Here is a 21,411-nt window from a genome sequence, read left to right on the forward strand (position 1 = left end):
AAAAAGACTGAAGCTCATAAGAACTTCAATCTTTTTAATGGATTATTTCAATGTTAATAATGTGACTGATTCAACATGAGCTGTTTGGGGAAACATGTCAATCGGTTGAATATATTCAATGTTATATACCTTTGTAAGCTCCTGTAAGTCCTTTGCTAAAGTCGATGGATTACAAGAAGTATAAACAAAGCGTTTTGGTTTAACTTGTAAAATTGTATTTAGAAGACTTGGTGCAAGGCCTGTTCTTGGAGGATCTACTGTTAGTACATCCGGTACGAATTTTTCTTTACGCCATTTTGCTAACCATTCTTCAGCGGAGCCTGTCACATATTTAACATGCTTAAAGCCATGCTTTTTGGCGTTTAACTTAGCATCTTGAATACTTTCTGGAATAATATCCATTCCACGTACTTCTTTTGCGTCCTTTGCCAACCAAAGACCGATTGTACCAACGCCACAATAAGCGTCAACAACAGTCTCTTTGCCTGTTAATGCAGCTGCTTTTTTTATCTCATTATAGAGATGGACAGTTTGTGTAGGGTTAAGTTGGAAGAAGGCACGTGCCGATAAATCAAATGCAAGTTCACCAAGTTCTTCATGAATTGTCTCTTTTCCAGCTAATGTATATGTCTCGTCACCAAATATTAACGAGGTTTTTTCAGCATTAATATTTTGCACGATGGATACAACAGCTGGATCAATTTGTTTTAAACGTTCAACTAGCACTTCTTTTTTAGGGAAGTTTTTACGTGTCGTAATAAGCACGAGTTGTACTTCACCTGTTTTTATTCCAGTACGAACAACAATTGTACGTACAATTCCTTTTGAGCGACCATCGTATATAGGGATGTTAAGCTCATCTAAAATGTTTTTTGTAGCAGTAGTGATTTTCGTTGTTGCAGGGTGTTGTACAACGCATTCTTCAATGTTCAGCAGTTTATGGCTATTGGCAGAATACAAACCAGCAAGCACTTTATTGCCAGGCTTCCGTACTTGGAATTGGCTCTTATTTCTATAATGCCAAGGATCGTCCATGCCCATTGTAGGACGCACATCGATTTTGTTTGCTTGTGATTTTACATACTTTGTTAGAGCTTGAACGATGACATCTCGTTTTGCTGCTAACTGTCCTTTGTATGTTATATGTTGTAATTGGCAACCGCCACATTCCTCATAAACTGGACATGGTGGTGTTTGGCGTATCGGTGATTTTTTGTGAATTTTCACAACTTCTGCTTCCGCAAAGTTTCGATTTACCTTCGTCACTTGTGCGATGACGTCTTCACCAGGAAGAGCGCCTTTGACGAAAACAACGTTACGTTTATAGTAGCCGATTCCTTCACCATTAATGCCGAGCCTTTTAATTGTTATAGTAAGTTTTTGTCCCATTTCCATAATTGATTGTTGCGTCAAAAATTACACGTCCTTTTTCGCTATGTTCCTTCATTATAACGAACGGTCGTGTGTTTTGAAAGAACCAGCTAAACCGGCTTCTTTGTTTACAAGATTATTAATGGAATCAAATCGATAACCTTTCTTGCGTGCAGCTTCGATGAATTTTGGTAAAGCTTCCGCATTATCAGGCGACACGGTATGCATGAGGACGATGGCACCAGGATGTAGCTGTGACATAAGGTTGTCATATGCATATTTCCAGCCTTGCGGTTTGTCTTTAAGCCAGTCTTTAAAGGCAACTGACCAGAATATATGTCGGTAGCCAGCATCATTACCTACTTGAAGCAGTTTTTCGTTAAAGGTGCCTTCAGGTGGTCTTGCAAAAATAGTTCGTTCGACTTTTGTAATCTCTCTTAGCTTATCATCGAACTTCTTCCATTCCTTTAATATTTCCTCTTCACTTATTCTTGCCATATTCGGGTGACCGTACGAGTGGTTACCAATATCATGACCTTCTTCTATCATACGCTTAACAAGAGGGGTAGCACTCGTTAAATAATGACCTGTCAGGAAAAATGTTGCTTGAATTTTCTCCTTTTTTAAGGTGTCGAGTATGCTTGCTGTATAACCATTTTCATAGCCATTATCAAAGGTTAGATAAATAACCTTTTCATCAGGACTTCCTTTATAAATAGCGCCGTACTTTTCTAATGTTTGATCGAGTGCTGCACCAGCTTCTGCCGGTTGTTCGTTTTGAGCTTTTTTAAAACCCCAATGAAGCTCATCTGCAGAAGCGCTAAACGGATTGACGATAGCACCAATAAAAACAAGAACACTTGCAATGACAATTCCGAGCAAATGGTTTTTCCACATAAAAACGCAACCTTTCTATTTTTAAAGTAGGTTGCGCTAAGGATTGATCTTTATGCGTACAAATTTTTTAATGCTGATTCTAATGTTGGATAGTCAAAATGAAAGTTTTCTGTTAGTAAAACTTTAGGTAAAACCTGCTGTCCTTCTAAAACGAGATTACTTTTTTCACCTAATGCAATTTTCAGTAAAAATGATGGAGTAGGAAACCAATGTGGTCTACCAAGAACGGATGAAATTATTTCGCCTACTTGCTTCATCCTAATTGGATTAGGAGCTGTTATATTAAATGGTCCTACAATACGATCATTTTCTAATGCAAAACATAATGCAGATGCAACATCTTTGACATGTACCCAAGATACCCACTGGGAACCAGAACCAACTGTACCACCTACATAAAGTTTATAGGGTAAAACCATTAGAGAAAGTGCACCAGCATCTTTACCTAAGATGACACCGAAACGTGCCATAGCTACACGAACACCAAAGTTTTCGGCTTTTTTTGCTTCTTGCTCCCAGTGTTTGACGGTTTTACCTAAAAAGTCTTTTGCCACTTGAGGTGAGCCTTCTGTATAGGCTGCAGCTTTTGAAGATGGATAGATGCCAATTGCACTGGCATTAATCAGTACTTTAGGTTTCACATCAAGTGTTTCAATAATACGTAGGACTTCCTGGGTCGCAGTGATGCGACTGTCGTAGATATCCTTTTTACGCTTATCTGTCCAACGTCCTTCATTTAAAGAAGTACCGGCTAGGTTAATAAAGGCATCTATACTTTGTAAATGTGCTTCAGGCATTGCATTTTCTGTTAGCCATTGTATATAGTGAATACCATTTGCTTCATAGCTTTTTTTCCGCGTTAAGATAAAAATGTCATGACCTTGTTGCTGTAAAAGTTTAGTAAGCTCACGTCCTACAAAACCAGTGCCACCTGTAATTGCAATTTTCATAATTTTAACGTCCCTCCATGTAAGATTGGGTAGTGAAAAAACATGAACTAATTGATTGCTTTAATCAAATCAAGTGTTATAGCTTTCCATACATATGTATGCTTTGATTATATATAAGTATAGATGAAATGAAGGTAACTTAGAAAAGATGTATACTATATTTAAGTGAAGGAGTGTTTCGATGACTCGAGTAATCACAAAAATTACGCGCCAAAAGAAAAACCAAGAGCGCTATAATATCTTTTTAAATGAAGACTACGCTTTTAGTGTTGATGAAACCATTTTAATTCAGTTTGGCCTGACAAAAGGTAAAGTGATTGAAGGGCTCGAGCTAGATGAGATTGCCTTTGATGATGAAATTCAAAGAGCGTATAATCGTGCGCTGGGCTTTCTAAGTTATCAAATGCGCAGTGAATATGAAGTGAGAAAGAAGCTTCTTGACTTAGAATTTGGAGAGGCCGTTATTCAAGAGGCTATTCAAAAATTAAATAAACATGGTTTTTTAAATGATGCCACATATACAAAAGCACTTCTTGAAACGAAGAAGAAGACTGCTAAAAAAGGGCCTCGTGCAATTAGACAAGATATGCAGAAAAAAGGTATTGATAAAAAGTTACAAGAAGAAGTGCTAGAAACCTTTTCTGAGGAAGAGCAGCTAAGTATTGCCTTGAAGTTAGGAGAGAAGGTTGCTTTTTCTGAACGACGTAAAACGCCGACTCAAGTAAAACAGAAAATTCAAGATAACTTAATGCGAAAAGGCTATTCCTTTGCGATAATAGAGCAAGTACTTGAACAAATTGAATTTTCACGAGAAGATGATGAATGGCAACAAATGATTCAAGTGCAAGGTGACAAAGCATGGCGTAAATATGCTACGAAATATAGTGGATATGATCTGCATATGCGTGTAAAGCAAACTCTATATCAAAAAGGATTTCCAGCTGATATTATAGAAACTTTCATAGAAGAGAAGGAGCGAGAAAATGGATAAAAAATATAGCGATATGACACCATCAGAATTACGAACAGAAATCGCAACATTAAAAGAAAAGGCGAGAAAAGCAGAGCAATTAGGTATTCTTAATGAATTTGCTGTTTATGAACGAAAAGCATTAATGGCTCAAGCATTTTTATTGAACCCAGACGATTTTAAACCTGGTGAAATGTATCGTATAGAAGGTGATCCAGGTGTGTTCTTTCAATTAGAATACTTAAAAGGACGCTTTGGATGGGGATATCGACTTGGTGGCGATCATTATGAAGAAGCTTTACCAATTTCAATGTTAACACCAGTAAAGGAAGGTATGTAAATTGGAAGCAATAATAGATCAACTTGTAATGGAACTGAAAGATAGTAATGAATTACTAACAGAAGAACGTGCACGCGTGTGGATTGAATTATTATGGTCTGATTTTGAAGCGACATACGCAAAAGCGGGTTATGATTATCAAGGTACTGAAATGACTGAGAAAATCATTCGCCAATGGATTCAAGGCTATGGTCATCAACTACATGAATTCGCAGGACGTAATCCAAAATACGCTCACTTACTAGATGCAACTGATAACTGATTACAATAAACTGACCGCTACGTTAATGTGTAGCGGTCAGTTTATTGAGGATGTATATTAGTTGGTAGCATTTTTTGAGTGAGATACTGTATTTATCAAGCAACTTCATTGATAAACACGAAAAGCTGCCGATTTTGGCAGCTTTTCTAAAGGTTGGATAAATAAAAGGGATAACTCGTTTTGGTAAGACTAGAATTACGTCAGTTTTAGGACGTGAATATTCTGCTAAATAACAAAGAGGCGAGTTAGCGCAACAATCACTCGAGTTAGTACAACAAATAGCAGTGAATATGCAACAATCACCTGAGTTAGTGCAACAGTTGGCGCCAGCTGCTCGACGTTTCGGTCGGGCGCTCAAAGTCAAAGAGCGACTTTGGCTTCCGCCCTCCAACGTGTTTCGCAGCTGAACGAGCGCCTTCAGCATTTAAGTTATCCAGCTTCAGGCGCTAGACTCTCGAGGTCACTTCCACCTTCTCGGACGAAAACTGAAAAAACGTTTTCGATTCGAAGGTTCCAGTGCTTGTCGAGTCTAAACGAGCGCCTTCAGCATTTAAGTTATCCAGCTTCAGGCGCTAGACTCTCGAGGTCACTTCCACCTTCTCGGACGAAAACTGAAAAAACGTTTTCGATTCGAAGGTTCCAGTGCTTGTCGAGTCTAAACGAGCGCCTTCAGCATTTAAGTTATCCAGCTTCAGGCGCTAGACTCTCGAGGTCACTTCCACCTTCTCGGACGAAAACTGAAAAAACGTTTTCGATTCGAAGGCTCCAGTGCTTGTCGAGTCTAAACGAGCGCCTTCAGCATTTAAGTTAATCCACAATCAGTTTCTTTCGTAGTTTGTCTTCGCTAAATATCCAGCCTGTGTAGGATTGGACGACATCATAATTATTGTTTAGTAGTGCGACTGCGACGAAGGGATAATGATTTTCGCTTCGATAACGTAGATCGATTAATCGTACTTCATGGTAATTATTTTCAAGCTCACTTACTTCCCAACGGTATAAGGGAGAGAATGATACGAATGCAGCTAAATTGGAATCTTCTAACGCTGCGTGGAATAATGGAGTGTCTGGTAGTGGTTCTATTGGGAATTTGTCATAAATGGTGATAGAACGCCCATATGCTCGTCCGACGTAGTGTGTGGAGCTTGAGTTGACCGCAACACGCCATTGGAAAAAGCGCATTGTTGGTGAAAGTATTATTTTTTCGGCATCTGGAATGGTATTTTTTACAGCATGCTTAACGGCTTGCTGTAAGATAAATCGGATTAAATAGTAAATCACAATAATGCTATATAAACTGGTTATTGTCCAAACGGGATCGGAGCCAAATGCCCATAGCATTAGTGCTATTACATGTAATCCGAAAATTATAGGATCGAATGTGTTGATAACACCGAGCGCAATCCATTTTTTCGAAATTGGCCGAAATGCTTGTGTTCCATAAGCATTAAAAATATCAACGAAAACGTGAAGGAAAACAGCCAAAAATGTCCAAAGCCATAGATGCAATATATTAGCACCTTGAAATAACAACGATAATACGCCTGTAATTAGAATAGGCCATAATATAACAGCGGGAATTGAATGTGTGATCCCGCGATGGTTCCGAATATAAACAGCATTATTACGCAATTTTAAAACCGTATCGATATCGGGTGCTTGTGATCCAATGATTGTTGCTGTAATAACCGCAGCTGTTGTCATGGAACTATCAGCTACTACTGGGTCAGCTAATGCTAAACCACCTAGTGCAATACCCATTACTAAATGTGTACCTGAATCCAAAAATAATCAGCTCCTTAAATATTGGGAGAGAAATTGTTTCAATTTTATTAGATAAAATAATCAGTTGTGTTACATTTTATAGCTATATACATTGTTAAAATAAATCGAAAATACCTAGGAGGAAAAAGTGTACTATCAATATAAACATCAATTCCAACAAGCATTAGTCGAGTGGTTTAAAAAAGAAAAACGGGATTTACCGTGGAGAAAAACGAACGACCCTTATAAAATTTGGGTGTCAGAAGTGATGCTTCAACAGACAAGAGTCGACACGGTTATCCCATATTATGAACGATTTTTAAGTGAATTTCCAACAATTCGACATTTGGCAGACGCACCAGAGGAGAAGTTGTTGAAGCAATGGGAAGGGCTAGGATACTATTCACGAGCACGCAATTTACAAGCAGGTGTTCGAGAAGTGGTCGAAAATTATAACAGTAAAGTGCCCGATAATCGACCAGAAATATCGAAACTAAAAGGTGTTGGCCCGTACACTGCAGGAGCCGTTCTTAGTATTGCCTATAATAAAGCAGAGCATGCTGTTGATGGCAATGTTATGCGTGTACTAAGCAGAGTTTTACTAATTGAAGAAGATATTGCACTTCCTAAGACGAAAAAAACGTTTGAAAATGCAGTTATGGAACTCATTGACCCAATTCATCCATCCGAATTTAATCAAGGTTTGATGGAGTTAGGTGCGATGATTTGTACGCCTACTTCTCCTAAATGTTTATTATGCCCAGTAAGAGAGTTTTGTACAGCTTTCAATGAGGGAAATCCGGAGAAGCTACCTATTAAAACGAAAAAAATAAAGATGAAGCACATTCCTTATGACGTTTATGTTGTAAGAAATACTAAAGGCCAATTTTTAATCGAAAAGCGTCCTGAAAAAGGTCTACTAGCGAATATGTGGCAATTTCCAATGATTGAGCAAAAAACAGATACCGATACTACAAACGAAACGACATTATCAAAACAATATAGCTTAGACTTATTATCACGCGAAAAATTAACTTCATTCAAACATATTTTTTCACATTTAACTTGGCATATAGAAAGTTACTTTATTAATTGTGAGGAACAACAAATCATTCCTGATAATTGCCAGTGGTTCACGGTTGAAGAGATGGCTGCTTTACCAATGCCAGTACCAATGCAAAAAGTGTGGCAATGTTATCAAATTCAATCAACAAATTTATAAAGGAAATATTACCAAGAATAAATAACTCCAAGCTACGCAAATTAGATAGCACGGAGGTGATTTCCATGAAAAAGAATCAAAACAGTGCAAACAAATCACAAAACAATGCGCAAAACAATGCGCAAAACATGTTTGAGGAGTTTGGAGCTGAAACTGATTTCAGCGAAGTAGCAAAGCAAAATAATAAAGCTGAGCAAAACAAGCAAAAAGCTTCGGGTAAATTTGCTAAGAACAATCAAAATAACTCGAACTAATCATGGGACACACCCTAATGAGCGAAGGCTTTTGGCCTTCGCTTATTTTTTGCTACAAGTTTTTATTCATGATTGTTATAATGTTAAGCAAAGAGCGCTTTTCCAATAAGTGTTTATCGAAAAGGTGGGCATTAGCATGGCGATTCCATTAGAAGGTGAAACAATACAAATACATAGTTATAAACACAATGGCCGTATCCACCGTGTCTGGCAAGAAACGATGGTATTGAAAGGCACAAAAAATATAGTCATCGGAGCGAATGAGCGTACACTCGTAACGGAGGCGGATGGTCGAACATGGTTAACACGTGAACCGTCCATTTGTTACTTTCATGCAGAGCACTGGTTTAATATTATTTGTATGTTGAGAGAAGATGGAGTATATTACTACTGTAATATGAGCTCTCCATTTGTTTTTGATAATAACGCTATTAAGTATATTGACTATGACTTAGATGTAAAAGTGTTTCCTGATATGTCTTATACTTTACTTGACGAAGATGAGTATGAACAACATAAGGAGGAAATGAGTTATCCATCTGTAATTGATCAAATATTGAAATCAAATGTTGATAAGTTACTTAGTTGGATTCACCAAAGACGTGGACCATTTGCGCCTGACTTTATAGAGGCTTGGACGAGCCGTTATCAATTTCAAAGAAAGCTTCATGATAATGACTAATAAATGCCTGTTGGTTAAAACCAGCAGGCTTTTCGCTTGAAAAGGGAGTGACTTTTTGGACAGTATTAAACGCTATATGCGATTCGTAAGGCCTTATAATTGGGAGATTCTATTAACACTTGTTATAGGAATTGTAAAATTTGCAATCCCGTTATTTATTCCAATATTAATCAAAATTGTAATTGATGATATTGTGCTGGCAGAAAATTTAACAAATGATGAAAAAACATTACAGCTATTCTATTGGCTAGGCGGAACAGCTGTTGTATTTTTTGTATTAAGACCACCAATAGAATATTATCGCCAATACTTTGCTCAGCATGTGAGTAATAAGATATTATATGATATTCGCAAAGAATTGTATGGACATCTCCAAAAGTTAAGCATGAACTATTATGCAAATTCACGTGCTGGAGAAATCATTTCACGTGTTATTAATGATGTGGAGCAAACGAAGAACTTTATTATGACCGGTCTGATGAATGTTTGGCTGGACTTAGCAACAATTCTAATCGCTATTGGGATAATGCTAACATTAGATGTGAAATTGACCTTAGTAACATTAATCGTCTTTCCATTCTATGCGTTTTGTGTAAAATATTTTTTCGGCAGATTACGTGATTTAACACGCAAACGTTCACAAGCATTAGCAGGAGTACAAAGCTATTTACATGAACGTGTTCAAGGAATGAGTATCATAAAAAGCTTCACATTAGAGAAGCACGAACAGAAAATTTTCGATGAGACAAACGGAGAGTTTTTGGACAAGGCACTTGATCAAACCAAATGGAATGCTAAAGCTTTTGCAGTGATTAATACGATTACTGAAGTAGCTCCGTTACTCGTTATTGGATTTGCAGGTTATATGGTTATTCAAGGACCACTTTCAGTCGGTGCGATGGTAGCGTTTGTAGCTTATATCGATCGTCTATATGGACCATTACGTAGACTTGTAACATCTTCAACGACACTTACCCAATCAATCGCTTCGATGGACCGCGTATTTGAATTGATAGATGAGAAATACGATGTAGAAAATCAACCAAATGCGGCAGCATTACCTCCATTAAAAGGGGATGTACAATTTGAAAAAGTATCATTCCGATATACCGAGGATGAACAGAATGTACTAAACGATGTAAGTTTCAATATTCAAGCAGGACAAACAATTGCGCTTGTTGGAATGAGTGGTGGAGGTAAATCAACGATAGTAGGACTAATACCTCGATTTTACGACGTGGTGGAAGGTGCTATAAAAGTTGATGGAGTGGATATTAAAGAGGCAACAATCCATTCGCTACGCTCACAAATTGGAATCGTACTCCAGGATAATATTCTATTTAGCGATTCTGTTAAATCAAATATTTTAATGGGACGTCCAGATGCTTCTGATGAAGAAGTAATTGCAGCAGCTAAGGCAGCTAATGCTCATGATTTCATTATTTCATTACCAGAAGGTTACGATACAAAAGTTGGAGAACGTGGTGTTAAATTATCTGGTGGACAAAAACAGCGGGTTGCTATCGCTAGAGTCTTTTTGAAAAATCCACCAATCCTAATCTTGGATGAAGCAACTTCAGCTTTAGATCTAGAAAGTGAATCTCTAATTCAAGAATCATTAGATAAGTTAGCTCATGATAGAACAACAATCGTCGTAGCTCATCGTTTATCGACAATCACACATGCCGATCAAATTCTAGTTATAGATCATGGTGAACTAAAAGAACAAGGTACACATGAGCAATTGATAGAACAACAAGGCATTTATCATAACCTGTTCCATATGCAAAGACTAGATGCATAAGTAGTATATAAAATAGCATAAAATAAAGACTTCTCATTTAAGGGGAGTCTTTATTTTTTTGTCATAAAAATACTTAAATATGAAAAGTATTGCAATTTTTCAAATTAACAGTATAAAATAGATAAAAAGAATTGAATATTTAGAAAATATCGAATTATCGAATTTAAGGGGGGACTATATGAGTGATCGTAAAGAATTACTACGGGTGAGAGGACTTCAGACGACATTTTTCACAGATGATGGTGAAATCCCTGCAGTAGATAATATTAACTTTTCGGTAAGAGAAGGTGAAATACTTGGCATTGTAGGAGAGTCAGGTTGTGGTAAAAGTGTAAGCGCTTTATCGATTATGGGACTTGTACCATCTCCACCGGGTAAAATTACAGGTGGACAAATTGAATTTGATGGCAAGGATTTAACTAAGCTTTCTCAAAAAGAAATGCGTAAAGTACGAGGGAAAGATATAGCAATGATCTTCCAAGAACCAATGACGTCACTAAATCCGCTATTTACAATAGGGAATCAATTGATGGAAGCAATATTAATCCATCATAAAGATTGGTCAAAAAAGCAGGCTAGAAATCGTGCGATTGAAATGATGAAGTTAGTGGGTTTACCAAGAGCTGAAGAGTTAATAAAGGAATACCCACATCAATTATCCGGTGGTATGCGCCAACGTGTGATGATAGCGATGGCACTTGTTTGTGATCCGAAAGTACTTATAGCAGATGAACCAACGACAGCATTAGACGTAACGATTCAAGCACAAATTTTACAATTAATGAAAGACTTAAATGAGCGATTGAATACAGCTGTTATTATGATTACGCATGATTTAGGTGTTGTTGCAGAAACGTGTGAACGAGTTGTCGTTATGTATGGCGGTCAAGTAGTAGAAGAGGGCCCTGTTAAATTAATATTTAACGACCCACAACATCCATATACAAAAGGACTTATTCAATCTGTGCCAGATATGCGCTTTAAAAAACAACGGTTATATTCTATACCTGGAAACGTACCAAAACCAGGATCCGTTAATACTGGTTGCCGTTTTGCTGCTCGTTGTGAATTTGCTTTTGAGCAATGCCGTGTAGAAAATCCGAATTTATATCAAACAAGCCCAGAACATAAGACAAGATGCTTCTTGCACGAAAGAAAGGAGGTGTCTGCAGTTGACAGAGCCGTTGTTGAAAGTTAAAGGGTTGAAGAAATACTTTCCGATTCGCCAAGGGATGCTTGGAAAAGTATCCGGTCAGGTCAAAGCAGTTGATGATGTTTCCTTTTATGTGAATGAAGGTGAAACACTTGGAATTGTAGGCGAATCCGGCTGTGGTAAATCTACTACGGGACGTATGCTTATGAGATTGCTAGAGCCAACAGAAGGAAGTATTGAATTTGATGGTAAACTGCTATCCGATTTATCTAAAGAAGAAATGCGTAAAGCTCGTAGGGAAATTCAAATGGTTTTCCAAGATCCTTATGCCTCATTAAATCCTCGGCATTCAATAGGCAAAATTTTAGAGGAACCTTTAGTTGTTCATGGCATTGGAGATGCAAAAGAACGTAAGAAAAAGGTCAATGAGTTCCTAGAAATTGTTGGTCTCAGTAGCTATCATGCCAGACGATACCCACATCAGTTTAGTGGGGGACAAAGACAACGTATTGGTATAGCCAGAGCGCTAATGACAAATCCAAAACTGATTATTGCAGATGAACCTGTTTCAGCTCTAGACGTTTCGATTCAAGCTCAAGTTTTAAATTTAATGCAAGATTTACAAAAAGATTTAAAGCTTACTTATATATTTATAGCGCATGATCTAGGTGTTGTTCGTCACATTAGTGACCGTGTAGGGGTCATGTATTTAGGGAAGATGGTTGAGCTAGCAGATAGTGAGTCTTTATATAGCAAACCATTGCATCCTTATTCAAAGGCATTATTATCAGCAGTTCCTGTACCGGATCCGAACTTTACACGGGAGCAAATATTGATAACAGGGGACATTCCAAGTCCTTCAAATCCTCCTGCGGGATGTACATTCCATACAAGATGTCCATTTAAAATGGATATTTGTTCGAAAACAGTACCTGTATTAAAGGAAGTTGAGAAAGGTCATTCTGTTGCTTGTCATTTATATAATGAGCAAGGTCAACAATGATAATAGAGCAAAGTGTGGAGGGGTTATGTATATGAGGAAAAAGAGATGGTTAGCGCTAGGCTTGATGTTATTACTAGTGTTGTCTACAGCATTAGCAGCATGTTCATCCGATGAAAAGGATGATGTTAAAGGCGATGATAAAGGCAGCGGAGAGAAAAAAGAAAAAACGTTAGTCTTTGGTCGTGGGGGAGATTCTGTATCACTTGATCCTATTGCTACAACAGAGGGAGAGACTTACAAAGTAACAGAGAACTTATATGAAAAACTAATCAATTTTGGTGAACAAGATACAACATTAAACCCTGGTTTAGCTAAGTCTTGGGAGGCTGCTGAAGACGGTTTAAGCTACACGTTGGACTTACAAGAAGGCGTAAAATTCCACGATGGCACTGATTTCAATGCTGATGCAGTAGTGAAAAACTTTGAACGCTGGATGAACGGCGATGCAGAGAAATTCCCTTACTTTAAATCAGTATTTGGTGGCTTTAAAGATGATAAAAGTCTAGTAATCAAATCTGTGAAAGCTGACGGCGATTTAAAAGTAGTTATCACTTTAAAACAACCTCAAGCTCCATTCTTGAAAAATCTTGCAATGAGTCCATTCGCTATTGCGAGCCCGACGGCATTTGAAAAGTTTGGTGATAAGTTTGGTGATAATCCAGTAGGTACTGGACCATTCAAATTTGTCTCTTGGAAGCGTAACGATTCAATAACAATCGAGAAGAATCCTGAGTATTGGCAAGAAGGACTACCGAAGCTTGATAAAGTAGTATTCCGTTCTATTCCAGACAACTCTGCTCGTTTAAATGCTTTAACTACAGGTGAAATCGATTTAGCAGACGGTATTAGTCCGTCGGATGCAGCATCGATTGAAAGTAATGCTGATTTACAATTACTTAAACGTCCATCTATGAACATTGGTTATCTTGGTTTAACTGTAACGCGACCACCTTTTGATAATGTAAAAGTTCGTCAAGCGATGAACTATGCAATCGATAAGCAAGCGATTGTTGACGCATTCTTTGAAGGTCAAGCTGAAGTTGCGAAAAACCAAATGCCGCCAGTAATTGGTGGTTACAATGACGATGTTAAAGGCTATGGATATGATCCGGAAAAAGCTAAGGCTCTATTAAAAGAAGCTGGCTATGATGGTAAAGAAATTGAATTATGGGCAATGCCTGTACCGCGTCCGTATATGCCAGATGGCCAAAAAATTGCTGAAGCAATTCAAAAGAATCTAGCTGACGTTGGTATGAAGAGTAAAATTGTTTCATATGAATGGGGCGTATATTTAGATAAAGCTGAAAAAGGGGAAGCAGATGCATTCTTACTCGGCTGGACTGGCGATAACGGAGATGCTGATAATTTCCTATACGCTCTTCTTGATGAGGATAGCATTGGTAGTAATAACTACACTTACTACAAAAATTCTAAAACACACAAGTTATTAATTGAGGCTCAAACAGAAGTAGATGAAGAGAAACGTAATGCGATATACAAAGAAGTCCAAGAAATCTTTAATGAAGAAGCACCATGGGTTCCACTGGCTCACTCTACACCACTTTTAGCTAGTAAGTCAGATGTCATTAACTTATTACCACATCCAACTGGTTCTGACAGATTGGAAAAAGTAGATTTTAAATAAGCTAGACAACTAAACTACGCCTTTCGCTTATTTGGCGGAAGGCGAGTTTTTTCAAACGAGAGTTATTCTACATAATTGAGATGGAGAGGTGAAGAAGATGCTTCACTATATTGGAAAAAGACTGTTACAGTTAATCCCGGTTTTGCTCGGAATGACCTTTATTGTATTTTTAATTATTCGTGCAATTCCAGGCGATCCTGCTCAAGTAATTTTAGGACAGCAGGCTACAAAAGAAGCGAGAGCGGCATTGCGAGCAAGCCTAGGATTGGATAACCCTTGGTATATTCAGTTCGTCAATTATTTAGGTGGTTTATTGACAGGTGATTTAGGTGAGTCGATGCGTACGAAAGCAACAGTTTCAAGTGAATTGTGGCCGTATTTAGCAGCGACATTTGAATTAGCACTTTTTGCAATGATTTTAGCAGTAATCATTGGAGTGAATGCAGGAATTGTTTCAGCATGGTTCCAAAATTCTTGGTTTGATTATTTTGCAATGATTTTAGCACTTATCGGTGTATCTATGCCTATTTTCTGGTTAGGGTTAATGGGGCAGTGGGTATTTGGTATTCAAATGGATTTACTCCCTACATCAGGTAGAGAGGACGCCAGGAATCCCGTCGATCCTATTACGTACTTGTATATTGTAGATACGATTATTCATGGACGATTTGACCAGCTTTGGGATGTGTTAAAACATTTAATATTACCTGCAATTGCATTAGCGACAATCCCGATGGCAATTATTGCGAGAATGACTCGTTCAAGTATGCTTGAAGTGATGCGTTCTGATTATGTTAGAACAGCACGAGCTAAAGGGCAAAATATGTTCTGGGTTGTTTATAAACACGCTCTCAAAAATGCCATCATTCCTGTATTAACAGTAATTGGTTTGCAAATGGGGTTACTATTAGGTGGGGCTATTTTAACAGAGACAATCTTTAGTTGGCCTGGTATTGGTCGCTATATTTATGATGCTATTGGATACCGTGATTATCCGGTTATACAATCCGGTATTTTAGTGATCGCTTTTGTTTTTGTTATGATCAATTTAATCGTAGATATTTTATATAGTCTTATAGATCCGAGGATTAAATATGACTAGGGAGGGGGAAGTTCGATATGTCTGAAATGGCACCGAATGCAACTATAGATGTAGTTATTAAACAAGATCAATCGGTCGGTCCATGGAGAGAAGCATGGCGTAGCTTTAAGAAAAGTAAAGCGGCGCTTGTAGGGGCAGTAATTGTTGCGTTCTTCATCCTTCTAGCTATAGTTGGTCCATTTTTTGTTCCAGAAGGAATTAATGACCAAGTGTTAAAGAATCGTTTACAACCACCATCTGCTGAGCATTGGTTTGGCACAGATGATTTTGGGCGGGATATTTTTTCACGGGTTGTTCACGGCGCTAGAATATCACTATGGGTTGGTTTTTCTTCAGTTATTGGTTCAGTTGTAGTCGGAAGTATGTTGGGGATTATTGCTGGTTATTATGGTCGCTGGGTTGATACCATCATCTCACGAATTTTCGATATTATGTTAGCATTCCCAAGTATATTACTTGCGATTGCAGTTGTATCAATACTTGGTCCATCTTTGCAAAATGCTTTAATTGCTATTGCAATTATTAATGTTCCGAACTTTGGAAGGCTCATTCGTTCGAAGGTATTGAGTATTAAGCAAGAAGAGTATATAACTTCTGCAAAAGCGATTGGTATGAAGGATGCTCGGATTCTATTTTCTCATATTTTACCGAATTCAATGACGCCGGTTATTGTGCAAGGAACACTTGCCGTCGCATCTGCAATTATTGAAGCAGCTGCACTTGGCTTTCTTGGACTTGGAGCAGAAGCACCTACACCAGAGTGGGGTAAAATGCTAGCTGATGCACGTATCTATTTAATCAATGCTCCTTGGACTATGATTTTCCCAGGTTTAGCGATTATGCTAACTGTTTTAGGGTTTAACTTAATGGGTGATGGTTTAAGAGATGCTCTTGATCCAAAAATGAAAAACTAAATGATAAAAGCATCCAATGTGTCGATTAAAAACGATACATTGGATGCTTTTTTTAGAATATGCTGTCTTCAATTTCGAGTTTAATTTCATCACCGTGGTGATTTTGATACGACATAATAAGCGTATCTAAATGCTCTAAGTTTTCCTCATAATCTAAAATACGTGAGAGTATATGCAGTAAATGATAGCTTGAAAATTCTTCATCCTCATCATTTTCGCGTGAAATTGCAATTTGTTCTGCGAAAATATCCATTACTTCGTTTCTTTGTAAATACTCATCTTGACCAATCCAAGCCTTATGATCAGGCTTTAGTTTTCCGGAATATTTCAAAAAGAGTTGTTCGTGATAAGTAAGGAGGAAATCTAAACGTTCTTGAATCATAATATGAAACTGCTCAGGAAGTTTGGATAACTCGTTTTCATGTAAATGTAGTCTTTGTAAAACTTCTAAACTTTTTTTCGATGTTGTAATCATTTGTCTATAAACAACAAGCTTTCTTGCTTTTACGTGCTTTTCATTTTTTATATATCTACGTTCTTCCTTATAAAATAAATATAACTGGTTGAGCTTTAAATGATGTTCTTTTAATTTTCGTAAAGACTGTTTTGTTGATGTATGTTCAGATGCTTGTCGAACTGCAAGACGAGTCCAGCGAATAATTTCATCCTGCAACAGGTTGATGGATTGAAATAATCTTGTTTCATAGCGAGGTGGTAAAAATACAAGGTTGACGATGAATGCGGCAAGTACTCCGATGAGAACTGTAACAAACCGAATCAAACCGAAAGTAAGAAAATCACCATCTTGGACTTCTAAAATCGCGATGACAGTTACAAGAGATAAGGAAATGCAATTTTCCAAACCAAGTCGAATAACGATAGAAATAGTTATGATAGCAGCTAATCCAACGGCTACATATTGATGGCCAAATAGTAAACCAAAAGAAACAGCTATTGCAGCACCGATTAAATTAGATTGTACTTGTTCTAGAATTGTTAAATAAGAGCGATAAATAGATGGTTGGATTGCGAAAATAGCAGCAATGCCGGCAAAGACGGGTGATGGTAAGTTAAGCAAATCTGCAATATATAGTGCAAATATAATAGCTAAACCTGTTTTTAAAATACGGGCACCTAATTTCATCTGAAATGGGTAACCTCTCTTTCTGTATACTAGTATTCCGCTACTTTAACCGATTACCTCAAGATGGTCAACAACGGATTATTCATGAGCTTAATTAACTTATGACGGTAACCTATAGTGTAGACAAAAAAACGACGTTTCTTCAAAAAAATTGATACAATTATTGTAAAAGAGAATAGGAGGAGTAAATATGACAGTACTAGAAGGACAACAAGCACCAAATTTCACTCTAAAAAATGAACAGGGCAAACTAGTATCACTTGCAGATTATATTGGGAAGAAATCGGTAGTGCTATATTTTTACCCAAAAGATATGACACCTGGTTGCACTACAGAGGCATGTGATTTTAGAGACTTCCATAATGATTTCTCTGATCTAAATACCGTTATATTAGGAGTAAGTCCCGATGATGAAAAAAGACATGAAAAATTTATAGAAAAGCACGGTTTACCATTCTCACTATTAGTAGATGAGGATCATGCTGTTGCGGAAACATATGGCGTTTGGAAATTGAAGAAAATGTACGGTCGTGAATATATGGGAATCGAACGCACTACTTTTATAATAGATGAAAAGGGGGTAGTTATTAAAGAATGGCGTAAAGTCAGAGTGAAGGGACATATTGAAGAGGTGCTTACTTATATACGGGAAAAGGGGGAATAATTATGATAGTGTATTTTACTTTTGATCCAAGACCAGATTTAAAAGAGGGGCTACTACAAGATTTTCCTACTATTGAATTTATCTTTCATAACAATATAGATCATACTGTGTTAAAAGAGGCAGAAGTTGTAGTTACTTATGGTGAAGATATTGAAGCGCAGCAAATAAGGTTAGCAGAGAAGTTAAAATGGATAATGGTTGCTTCTGCAGGGGTAGAGAAAATGCCTCAAAAGGAAATTGCTGAACGTGGTATCGTTGTTTCTAATGTACGTGGCATTCATAAAGTTCCAATGGCAGAATCTGTACTAGCCCACATTCTATCATATAAACGTGGACTGGCATGGATCTATGAACAAGAGCAAAAAGCTGAATGGAACCGTAAGTCTAAAGCAACGGAGCTTCACGGTTCTACCGCCCTTATTTTAGGACCTGGCGCAATTGGTTCTGAGATTGGCCGATTGTTGCAAGCTTTTGGCGTACATACAATAGGATGTAATCGTTCAGGAAATAAGGCTGATTATATGGAGGATATGATTTCTTTTAGTGCATTGCAAAAGGCATTACCAAGCGCTGATATAGTTATTTCTGTTTTACCAAGTACTCCGGATACACAATATTTATTAAAGAGTGAACATTTCGAAGCGATGAAAGATAGTACATTATTTCTGAATTTTGGCCGCGGTGATTTAGTGTCAACAGATGTATTGATACACGCATTGAATGCAGGAAAAATCGCACATGCTGTATTAGATGTATATGAAGAAGAACCGCTACCAGCAGAACATCCTTTTTGGCAGATGAATACTGTTACTGTTTCGCCTCATGTCTCCAGCCATTCTTCAAGATATTTGGAACGTAGTTTAGAAATTTTCAAACCTAACTTAAAAAAGTGGTTAGAGGGAGATACAGAACTTATTAACAAAATGGATATTATTAGAGGGTATTAGTCAGGAACTTTTATCGTTGTAAGAGAAAGTATCATTAACCAGGAACAATTGAGAATGAAACAAGGAATGAAATAATATATTTTGGATTATTAGAGCAAATTTTTGATAGATAGTAAATTATCCTTATTAAAAACCAGAACAAAAAGGTGACTCGTAGATGGAAATGTTGACATTTGCCCTAGTTTTTAAGTAAACTAATTATAACAATTATAAACTAATAATTTTTATGAATTGAGGTGCATGGCGATGACTGAAGTGCAATTGAAAAGCGCTCTAGACACGCTAAAGACAACAGGCGTAAGGATCACCCCCCAACGTCATGCTATTTTAGAGTATTTAATCGAAACAATGTCACATCCAACAGCTGATGAAATATACAAAGCACTTGAAGGGAAATTCCCTAATATGAGTGTAGCAACGGTTTATAATAATCTTCGTGTATTCCGAGAATCAGGTTTAGTGAAAGAATTAACATATGGTGATAGCGCAAGTCGTTTTGATTTTGTTACAAATAAACACTATCACATTATTTGTGAGGGCTGTGGGAAGATTGTAGACTTCCATTACCCAGGGCTTGATGAGGTTGAACATTTCGCCGCTCACGTCACTGGCTTCAAAATTAATTCACACCGTATGGAGATTTATGGGACTTGTCCAACGTGTTCTGAGCAAGCCACTAAAGTTCAATAAGTAAGGAAGCTACTTAACTGTCAAGAATGACACATAGGTAGCTTCTTTTTATGGTAAACTATATAATGCTTTTTTGATAAAAAAACCCCGTTACAATTTAGTAACGAGGAGAAGGCATTATTCTTTAACGTTTTGTGCGATTGTTTAATGATTGATCAAACTCTTGTCCTTCTAATGAAGGATCTAAAGTAAGTGGTTCATTACAATACATACACATATCTACGCGGCCAAGCACTTTCGTGTGTTTATGGCAACCCGGACATTCAACTAATACTGCTCGGGTTGAAAGGAATCCAATCCATCCATATACAAAAGTACTTCCAAGAATACAGAGGATACCTAGTGTCATGAAGATAATAACTAACCATTGGTGTTCTCTGAAGAAAATGGCACCGTACATGATGATAAAGCCAATAAATATGAGAGATAAAGCAAATGAACGGATTTTATTTATCTTGTTTTTATATGGTTTCATTTGTAAGCCTCCTAATCTACAACATACTATAACACAAAATGATATCGTAATATGAAGTGAAAATTTTATGCAGGAATCTTATTATTTTTGTCGAACGTTTAAGACAGAGTAAATTGACTATTGACTATAGGAGGATCATTATGGAGCAGCTACTACGACCCATATACCAAGAACGAGCAAGTCACCCGAATACAATAGGTGTAATTTTAATAGAAAAAAGGGAAGAAGTAAGCCCGATAACAGATACATTCGATACGATACTTCTTATTATTACAAGACAAAGTGACCGACCAGTCTTTACAAAACATTATACATTTAAAGATAAAAAAGCTGCTATGCACATCATTACGGAGAAGCAGTTAAATAAATGGTTATTAGTAGGAACTAATAAGAAGATAGTCGACTGGCTATTCTTTGGTAAAGTATTATTCGATCGTAATGAGTATCTCTCTAATTTAAAAAAGGAACTTAAGGAGTTCCCATTTTATGGTCGGAAAATCAAAATGGGTATTGAGTTTGCAAAGTTAATACGAAGATACTTAGAGGGTAAAGTATGTTTCGAAGAGAAAAATTATTTAGATGCCTATAATCATGTTGTTGAATCATTGCATCATTTAGCTCGTCTTGCTGTAATGGATAAAGGATTGTACCCTGAGGTTACAGTGTGGTCGCAAGTAAAACAAATTGATCCAGCCATTTACAAATTATATGAAGAACTTATTACAAGTGAAGAATCATTAGATAAACGATTAGAGTTATTATTCTTAGCAAGTGAGTTCTTTATTCATTCTCGTACTGCAGATGGTGCAACGCATGTAATAGAAGTAATGTCTCAAAAAGACTTTTGGACAATTCAAGAACTGCATGAACAAGAGGAGCTAAAAAACTATTCAGTTAACCTTGAAGTTTTCATCGAATACTTAATAGATAAAGGTTACATCTCTGTAGAGCGTGTAGAGACTAAAGGAAATAACATATATCATAGAGATTATAAGGTTGAAGAAATCGTTGATTAGTTGTATATTAATTGAGGCGTTTAAAACGCCTCAAATTTTTTTAGAAAAAGTGTTGACATGAGTATCGACATTATTGTATTATATTAATTGTCGCTAAGACGTGTTGTTAAAACTTAAAACTTTCACCCGATAAACTTTTTTA

At 37.0% G+C, this 21,411-nt stretch carries 22 protein-coding genes; 16 read left to right on the top strand and 6 right to left on the bottom strand.

Translation table 11 applies throughout. The annotated features are described in order from the left end of the window. Positions 1-42: 42 nt before the first annotated feature. The 3 genes from rlmD to MHH85_RS00700 are packed head-to-tail and all read right to left on the bottom strand — an operon-like array spanning position 43 to position 3,218. Positions 43-1,413 carry a 23S rRNA (uracil(1939)-C(5))-methyltransferase RlmD gene (gene rlmD, locus MHH85_RS00690; protein WP_340705661.1) on the bottom strand — a complete coding sequence of 457 codons (1,371 nt, stop codon included), beginning with the start codon at positions 1,411-1,413 and terminating at the stop codon, positions 43-45. Between the two features lie 33 nt (positions 1,414-1,446). After that, positions 1,447-2,268 carry a polysaccharide deacetylase family protein gene (locus tag MHH85_RS00695; protein ID WP_340705662.1) on the bottom strand — a complete coding sequence of 274 codons (822 nt, stop codon included), beginning with the start codon at positions 2,266-2,268 and terminating at the stop codon, positions 1,447-1,449. 50 nt (positions 2,269-2,318) lie between these two features. Further along, a complete protein-coding gene (locus MHH85_RS00700) occupies positions 2,319-3,218 on the bottom strand; it encodes a TIGR01777 family oxidoreductase (RefSeq protein ID WP_340705663.1) in 900 nt (299 codons plus the stop codon). A gap of 181 nt (positions 3,219-3,399) precedes the next feature. Between MHH85_RS00700 and recX the strand changes: the two genes are divergently transcribed. Genes recX through MHH85_RS00715 form a run of 3 tightly spaced genes read left to right on the top strand, consistent with a single transcriptional unit; the run spans position 3,400 to position 4,790 of the window. Beyond that, positions 3,400-4,209 carry a recombination regulator RecX gene (recX, locus tag MHH85_RS00705; protein ID WP_340705664.1) on the top strand — a complete coding sequence of 270 codons (810 nt, stop codon included), beginning with the start codon at positions 3,400-3,402 and terminating at the stop codon, positions 4,207-4,209. Next, complete coding sequence (locus MHH85_RS00710) at positions 4,202-4,528, top strand: YfhH family protein (RefSeq protein ID WP_038178552.1); 327 nt, start codon at positions 4,202-4,204, stop codon at positions 4,526-4,528. The genes recX and MHH85_RS00710 overlap by 8 nt, the downstream gene beginning before the upstream one ends. A gap of 1 nt (position 4,529) precedes the next feature. Continuing rightward, positions 4,530-4,790, top strand: a complete 261-nt coding sequence (locus MHH85_RS00715) for a YfhJ family protein (protein WP_193737497.1) — start codon at positions 4,530-4,532, stop codon at positions 4,788-4,790. Positions 4,791-5,597: 807 nt separating this feature from the next. Here the strand turns inward: MHH85_RS00715 and MHH85_RS00720 are convergent. Beyond that, complete coding sequence (locus tag MHH85_RS00720) at positions 5,598-6,575, bottom strand: metal-dependent hydrolase (RefSeq protein ID WP_340705665.1); 978 nt, start codon at positions 6,573-6,575, stop codon at positions 5,598-5,600. A 127-nt stretch (positions 6,576-6,702) separates the two neighbouring features. On the opposite strand from MHH85_RS00720, the gene mutY reads away from it, so the two are divergent. The 9 genes from mutY (at position 6,703) to MHH85_RS00765 (ending at position 16,333) form a co-directional block, all read left to right on the top strand. Further along, on the top strand, positions 6,703-7,776 hold the full coding sequence (gene mutY, locus MHH85_RS00725) for an A/G-specific adenine glycosylase (RefSeq protein WP_340705666.1): 1,074 nt from the start codon (positions 6,703-6,705) through the stop codon (positions 7,774-7,776). Positions 7,777-7,841: 65 nt separating this feature from the next. Then, positions 7,842-8,030, top strand: a complete 189-nt coding sequence (locus MHH85_RS00730; RefSeq protein ID WP_038178545.1) for a gamma-type small acid-soluble spore protein — start codon at positions 7,842-7,844, stop codon at positions 8,028-8,030. A gap of 136 nt (positions 8,031-8,166) precedes the next feature. Beyond that, on the top strand, positions 8,167-8,712 hold the full coding sequence (gene ntdP / locus MHH85_RS00735; RefSeq protein ID WP_053418811.1) for a nucleoside tri-diphosphate phosphatase: 546 nt from the start codon (positions 8,167-8,169) through the stop codon (positions 8,710-8,712). Positions 8,713-8,767: 55 nt separating this feature from the next. Then, a complete protein-coding gene (locus tag MHH85_RS00740; protein WP_340705667.1) occupies positions 8,768-10,516 on the top strand; it encodes an ABC transporter ATP-binding protein in 1,749 nt (582 codons plus the stop codon). Between the two features lie 178 nt (positions 10,517-10,694). Further along, positions 10,695-11,714 carry an ABC transporter ATP-binding protein gene (locus MHH85_RS00745; protein ID WP_340705668.1) on the top strand — a complete coding sequence of 340 codons (1,020 nt, stop codon included), beginning with the start codon at positions 10,695-10,697 and terminating at the stop codon, positions 11,712-11,714. Then, a complete protein-coding gene (locus tag MHH85_RS00750; RefSeq protein ID WP_340705669.1) occupies positions 11,689-12,672 on the top strand; it encodes an ABC transporter ATP-binding protein in 984 nt (327 codons plus the stop codon). The genes MHH85_RS00745 and MHH85_RS00750 overlap by 26 nt, the downstream gene beginning before the upstream one ends. 31 nt (positions 12,673-12,703) lie before the next feature. After that, positions 12,704-14,317 (top strand): ABC transporter substrate-binding protein, encoded by a 1,614-nt coding sequence (locus MHH85_RS00755; protein ID WP_340705670.1) that lies wholly within the window; start codon positions 12,704-12,706, stop codon positions 14,315-14,317. A gap of 97 nt (positions 14,318-14,414) precedes the next feature. Then, a complete protein-coding gene (locus tag MHH85_RS00760) occupies positions 14,415-15,419 on the top strand; it encodes an ABC transporter permease (RefSeq protein ID WP_340705671.1) in 1,005 nt (334 codons plus the stop codon). A gap of 26 nt (positions 15,420-15,445) precedes the next feature. Beyond that, the gene (locus MHH85_RS00765) at positions 15,446-16,333 is read left to right on the top strand and encodes an ABC transporter permease (RefSeq protein ID WP_390011951.1); all 888 of its coding nucleotides are present in this window, start codon (positions 15,446-15,448) and stop codon (positions 16,331-16,333) included. A 52-nt stretch (positions 16,334-16,385) separates the two neighbouring features. Here MHH85_RS00765 and MHH85_RS00770 read toward each other — a convergent pair whose 3' ends face one another. Further along, the gene (locus MHH85_RS00770) at positions 16,386-17,477 is read right to left on the bottom strand and encodes an FUSC family protein (RefSeq protein WP_340705673.1); all 1,092 of its coding nucleotides are present in this window, start codon (positions 17,475-17,477) and stop codon (positions 16,386-16,388) included. A 190-nt stretch (positions 17,478-17,667) separates the two neighbouring features. Here MHH85_RS00770 and bcp point away from each other — a divergent pair, with 190 nt between their 5' ends. From bcp to perR, 3 genes are all read left to right on the top strand, one after another. Continuing rightward, positions 17,668-18,141 carry a thioredoxin-dependent thiol peroxidase gene (gene bcp / locus MHH85_RS00775; RefSeq protein WP_340705674.1) on the top strand — a complete coding sequence of 158 codons (474 nt, stop codon included), beginning with the start codon at positions 17,668-17,670 and terminating at the stop codon, positions 18,139-18,141. A 2-nt stretch (positions 18,142-18,143) separates the two neighbouring features. After that, positions 18,144-19,088, top strand: a complete 945-nt coding sequence (locus MHH85_RS00780; RefSeq protein ID WP_340705675.1) for a D-2-hydroxyacid dehydrogenase — start codon at positions 18,144-18,146, stop codon at positions 19,086-19,088. Between the two features lie 246 nt (positions 19,089-19,334). Further along, positions 19,335-19,778 (top strand): peroxide-responsive transcriptional repressor PerR, encoded by a 444-nt coding sequence (perR, locus tag MHH85_RS00785; RefSeq protein WP_179078290.1) that lies wholly within the window; start codon positions 19,335-19,337, stop codon positions 19,776-19,778. A 124-nt stretch (positions 19,779-19,902) separates the two neighbouring features. On the opposite strand, the gene MHH85_RS00790 is transcribed toward perR, so the two are convergent. After that, positions 19,903-20,253, bottom strand: a complete 351-nt coding sequence (locus MHH85_RS00790; RefSeq protein WP_193737485.1) for a YgzB family protein — start codon at positions 20,251-20,253, stop codon at positions 19,903-19,905. A gap of 140 nt (positions 20,254-20,393) precedes the next feature. Between MHH85_RS00790 and MHH85_RS00795 the strand changes: the two genes are divergently transcribed. Continuing rightward, positions 20,394-21,269 carry a nucleotidyltransferase-like protein gene (locus tag MHH85_RS00795; protein WP_193737484.1) on the top strand — a complete coding sequence of 292 codons (876 nt, stop codon included), beginning with the start codon at positions 20,394-20,396 and terminating at the stop codon, positions 21,267-21,269. Positions 21,270-21,411 lie beyond the last annotated feature (142 nt).

This window comes from Viridibacillus sp. FSL E2-0187 (assembly GCF_038006425.1).
GTDB lineage: Bacteria > Bacillota > Bacilli > Bacillales_A > Planococcaceae > Viridibacillus > Viridibacillus arvi.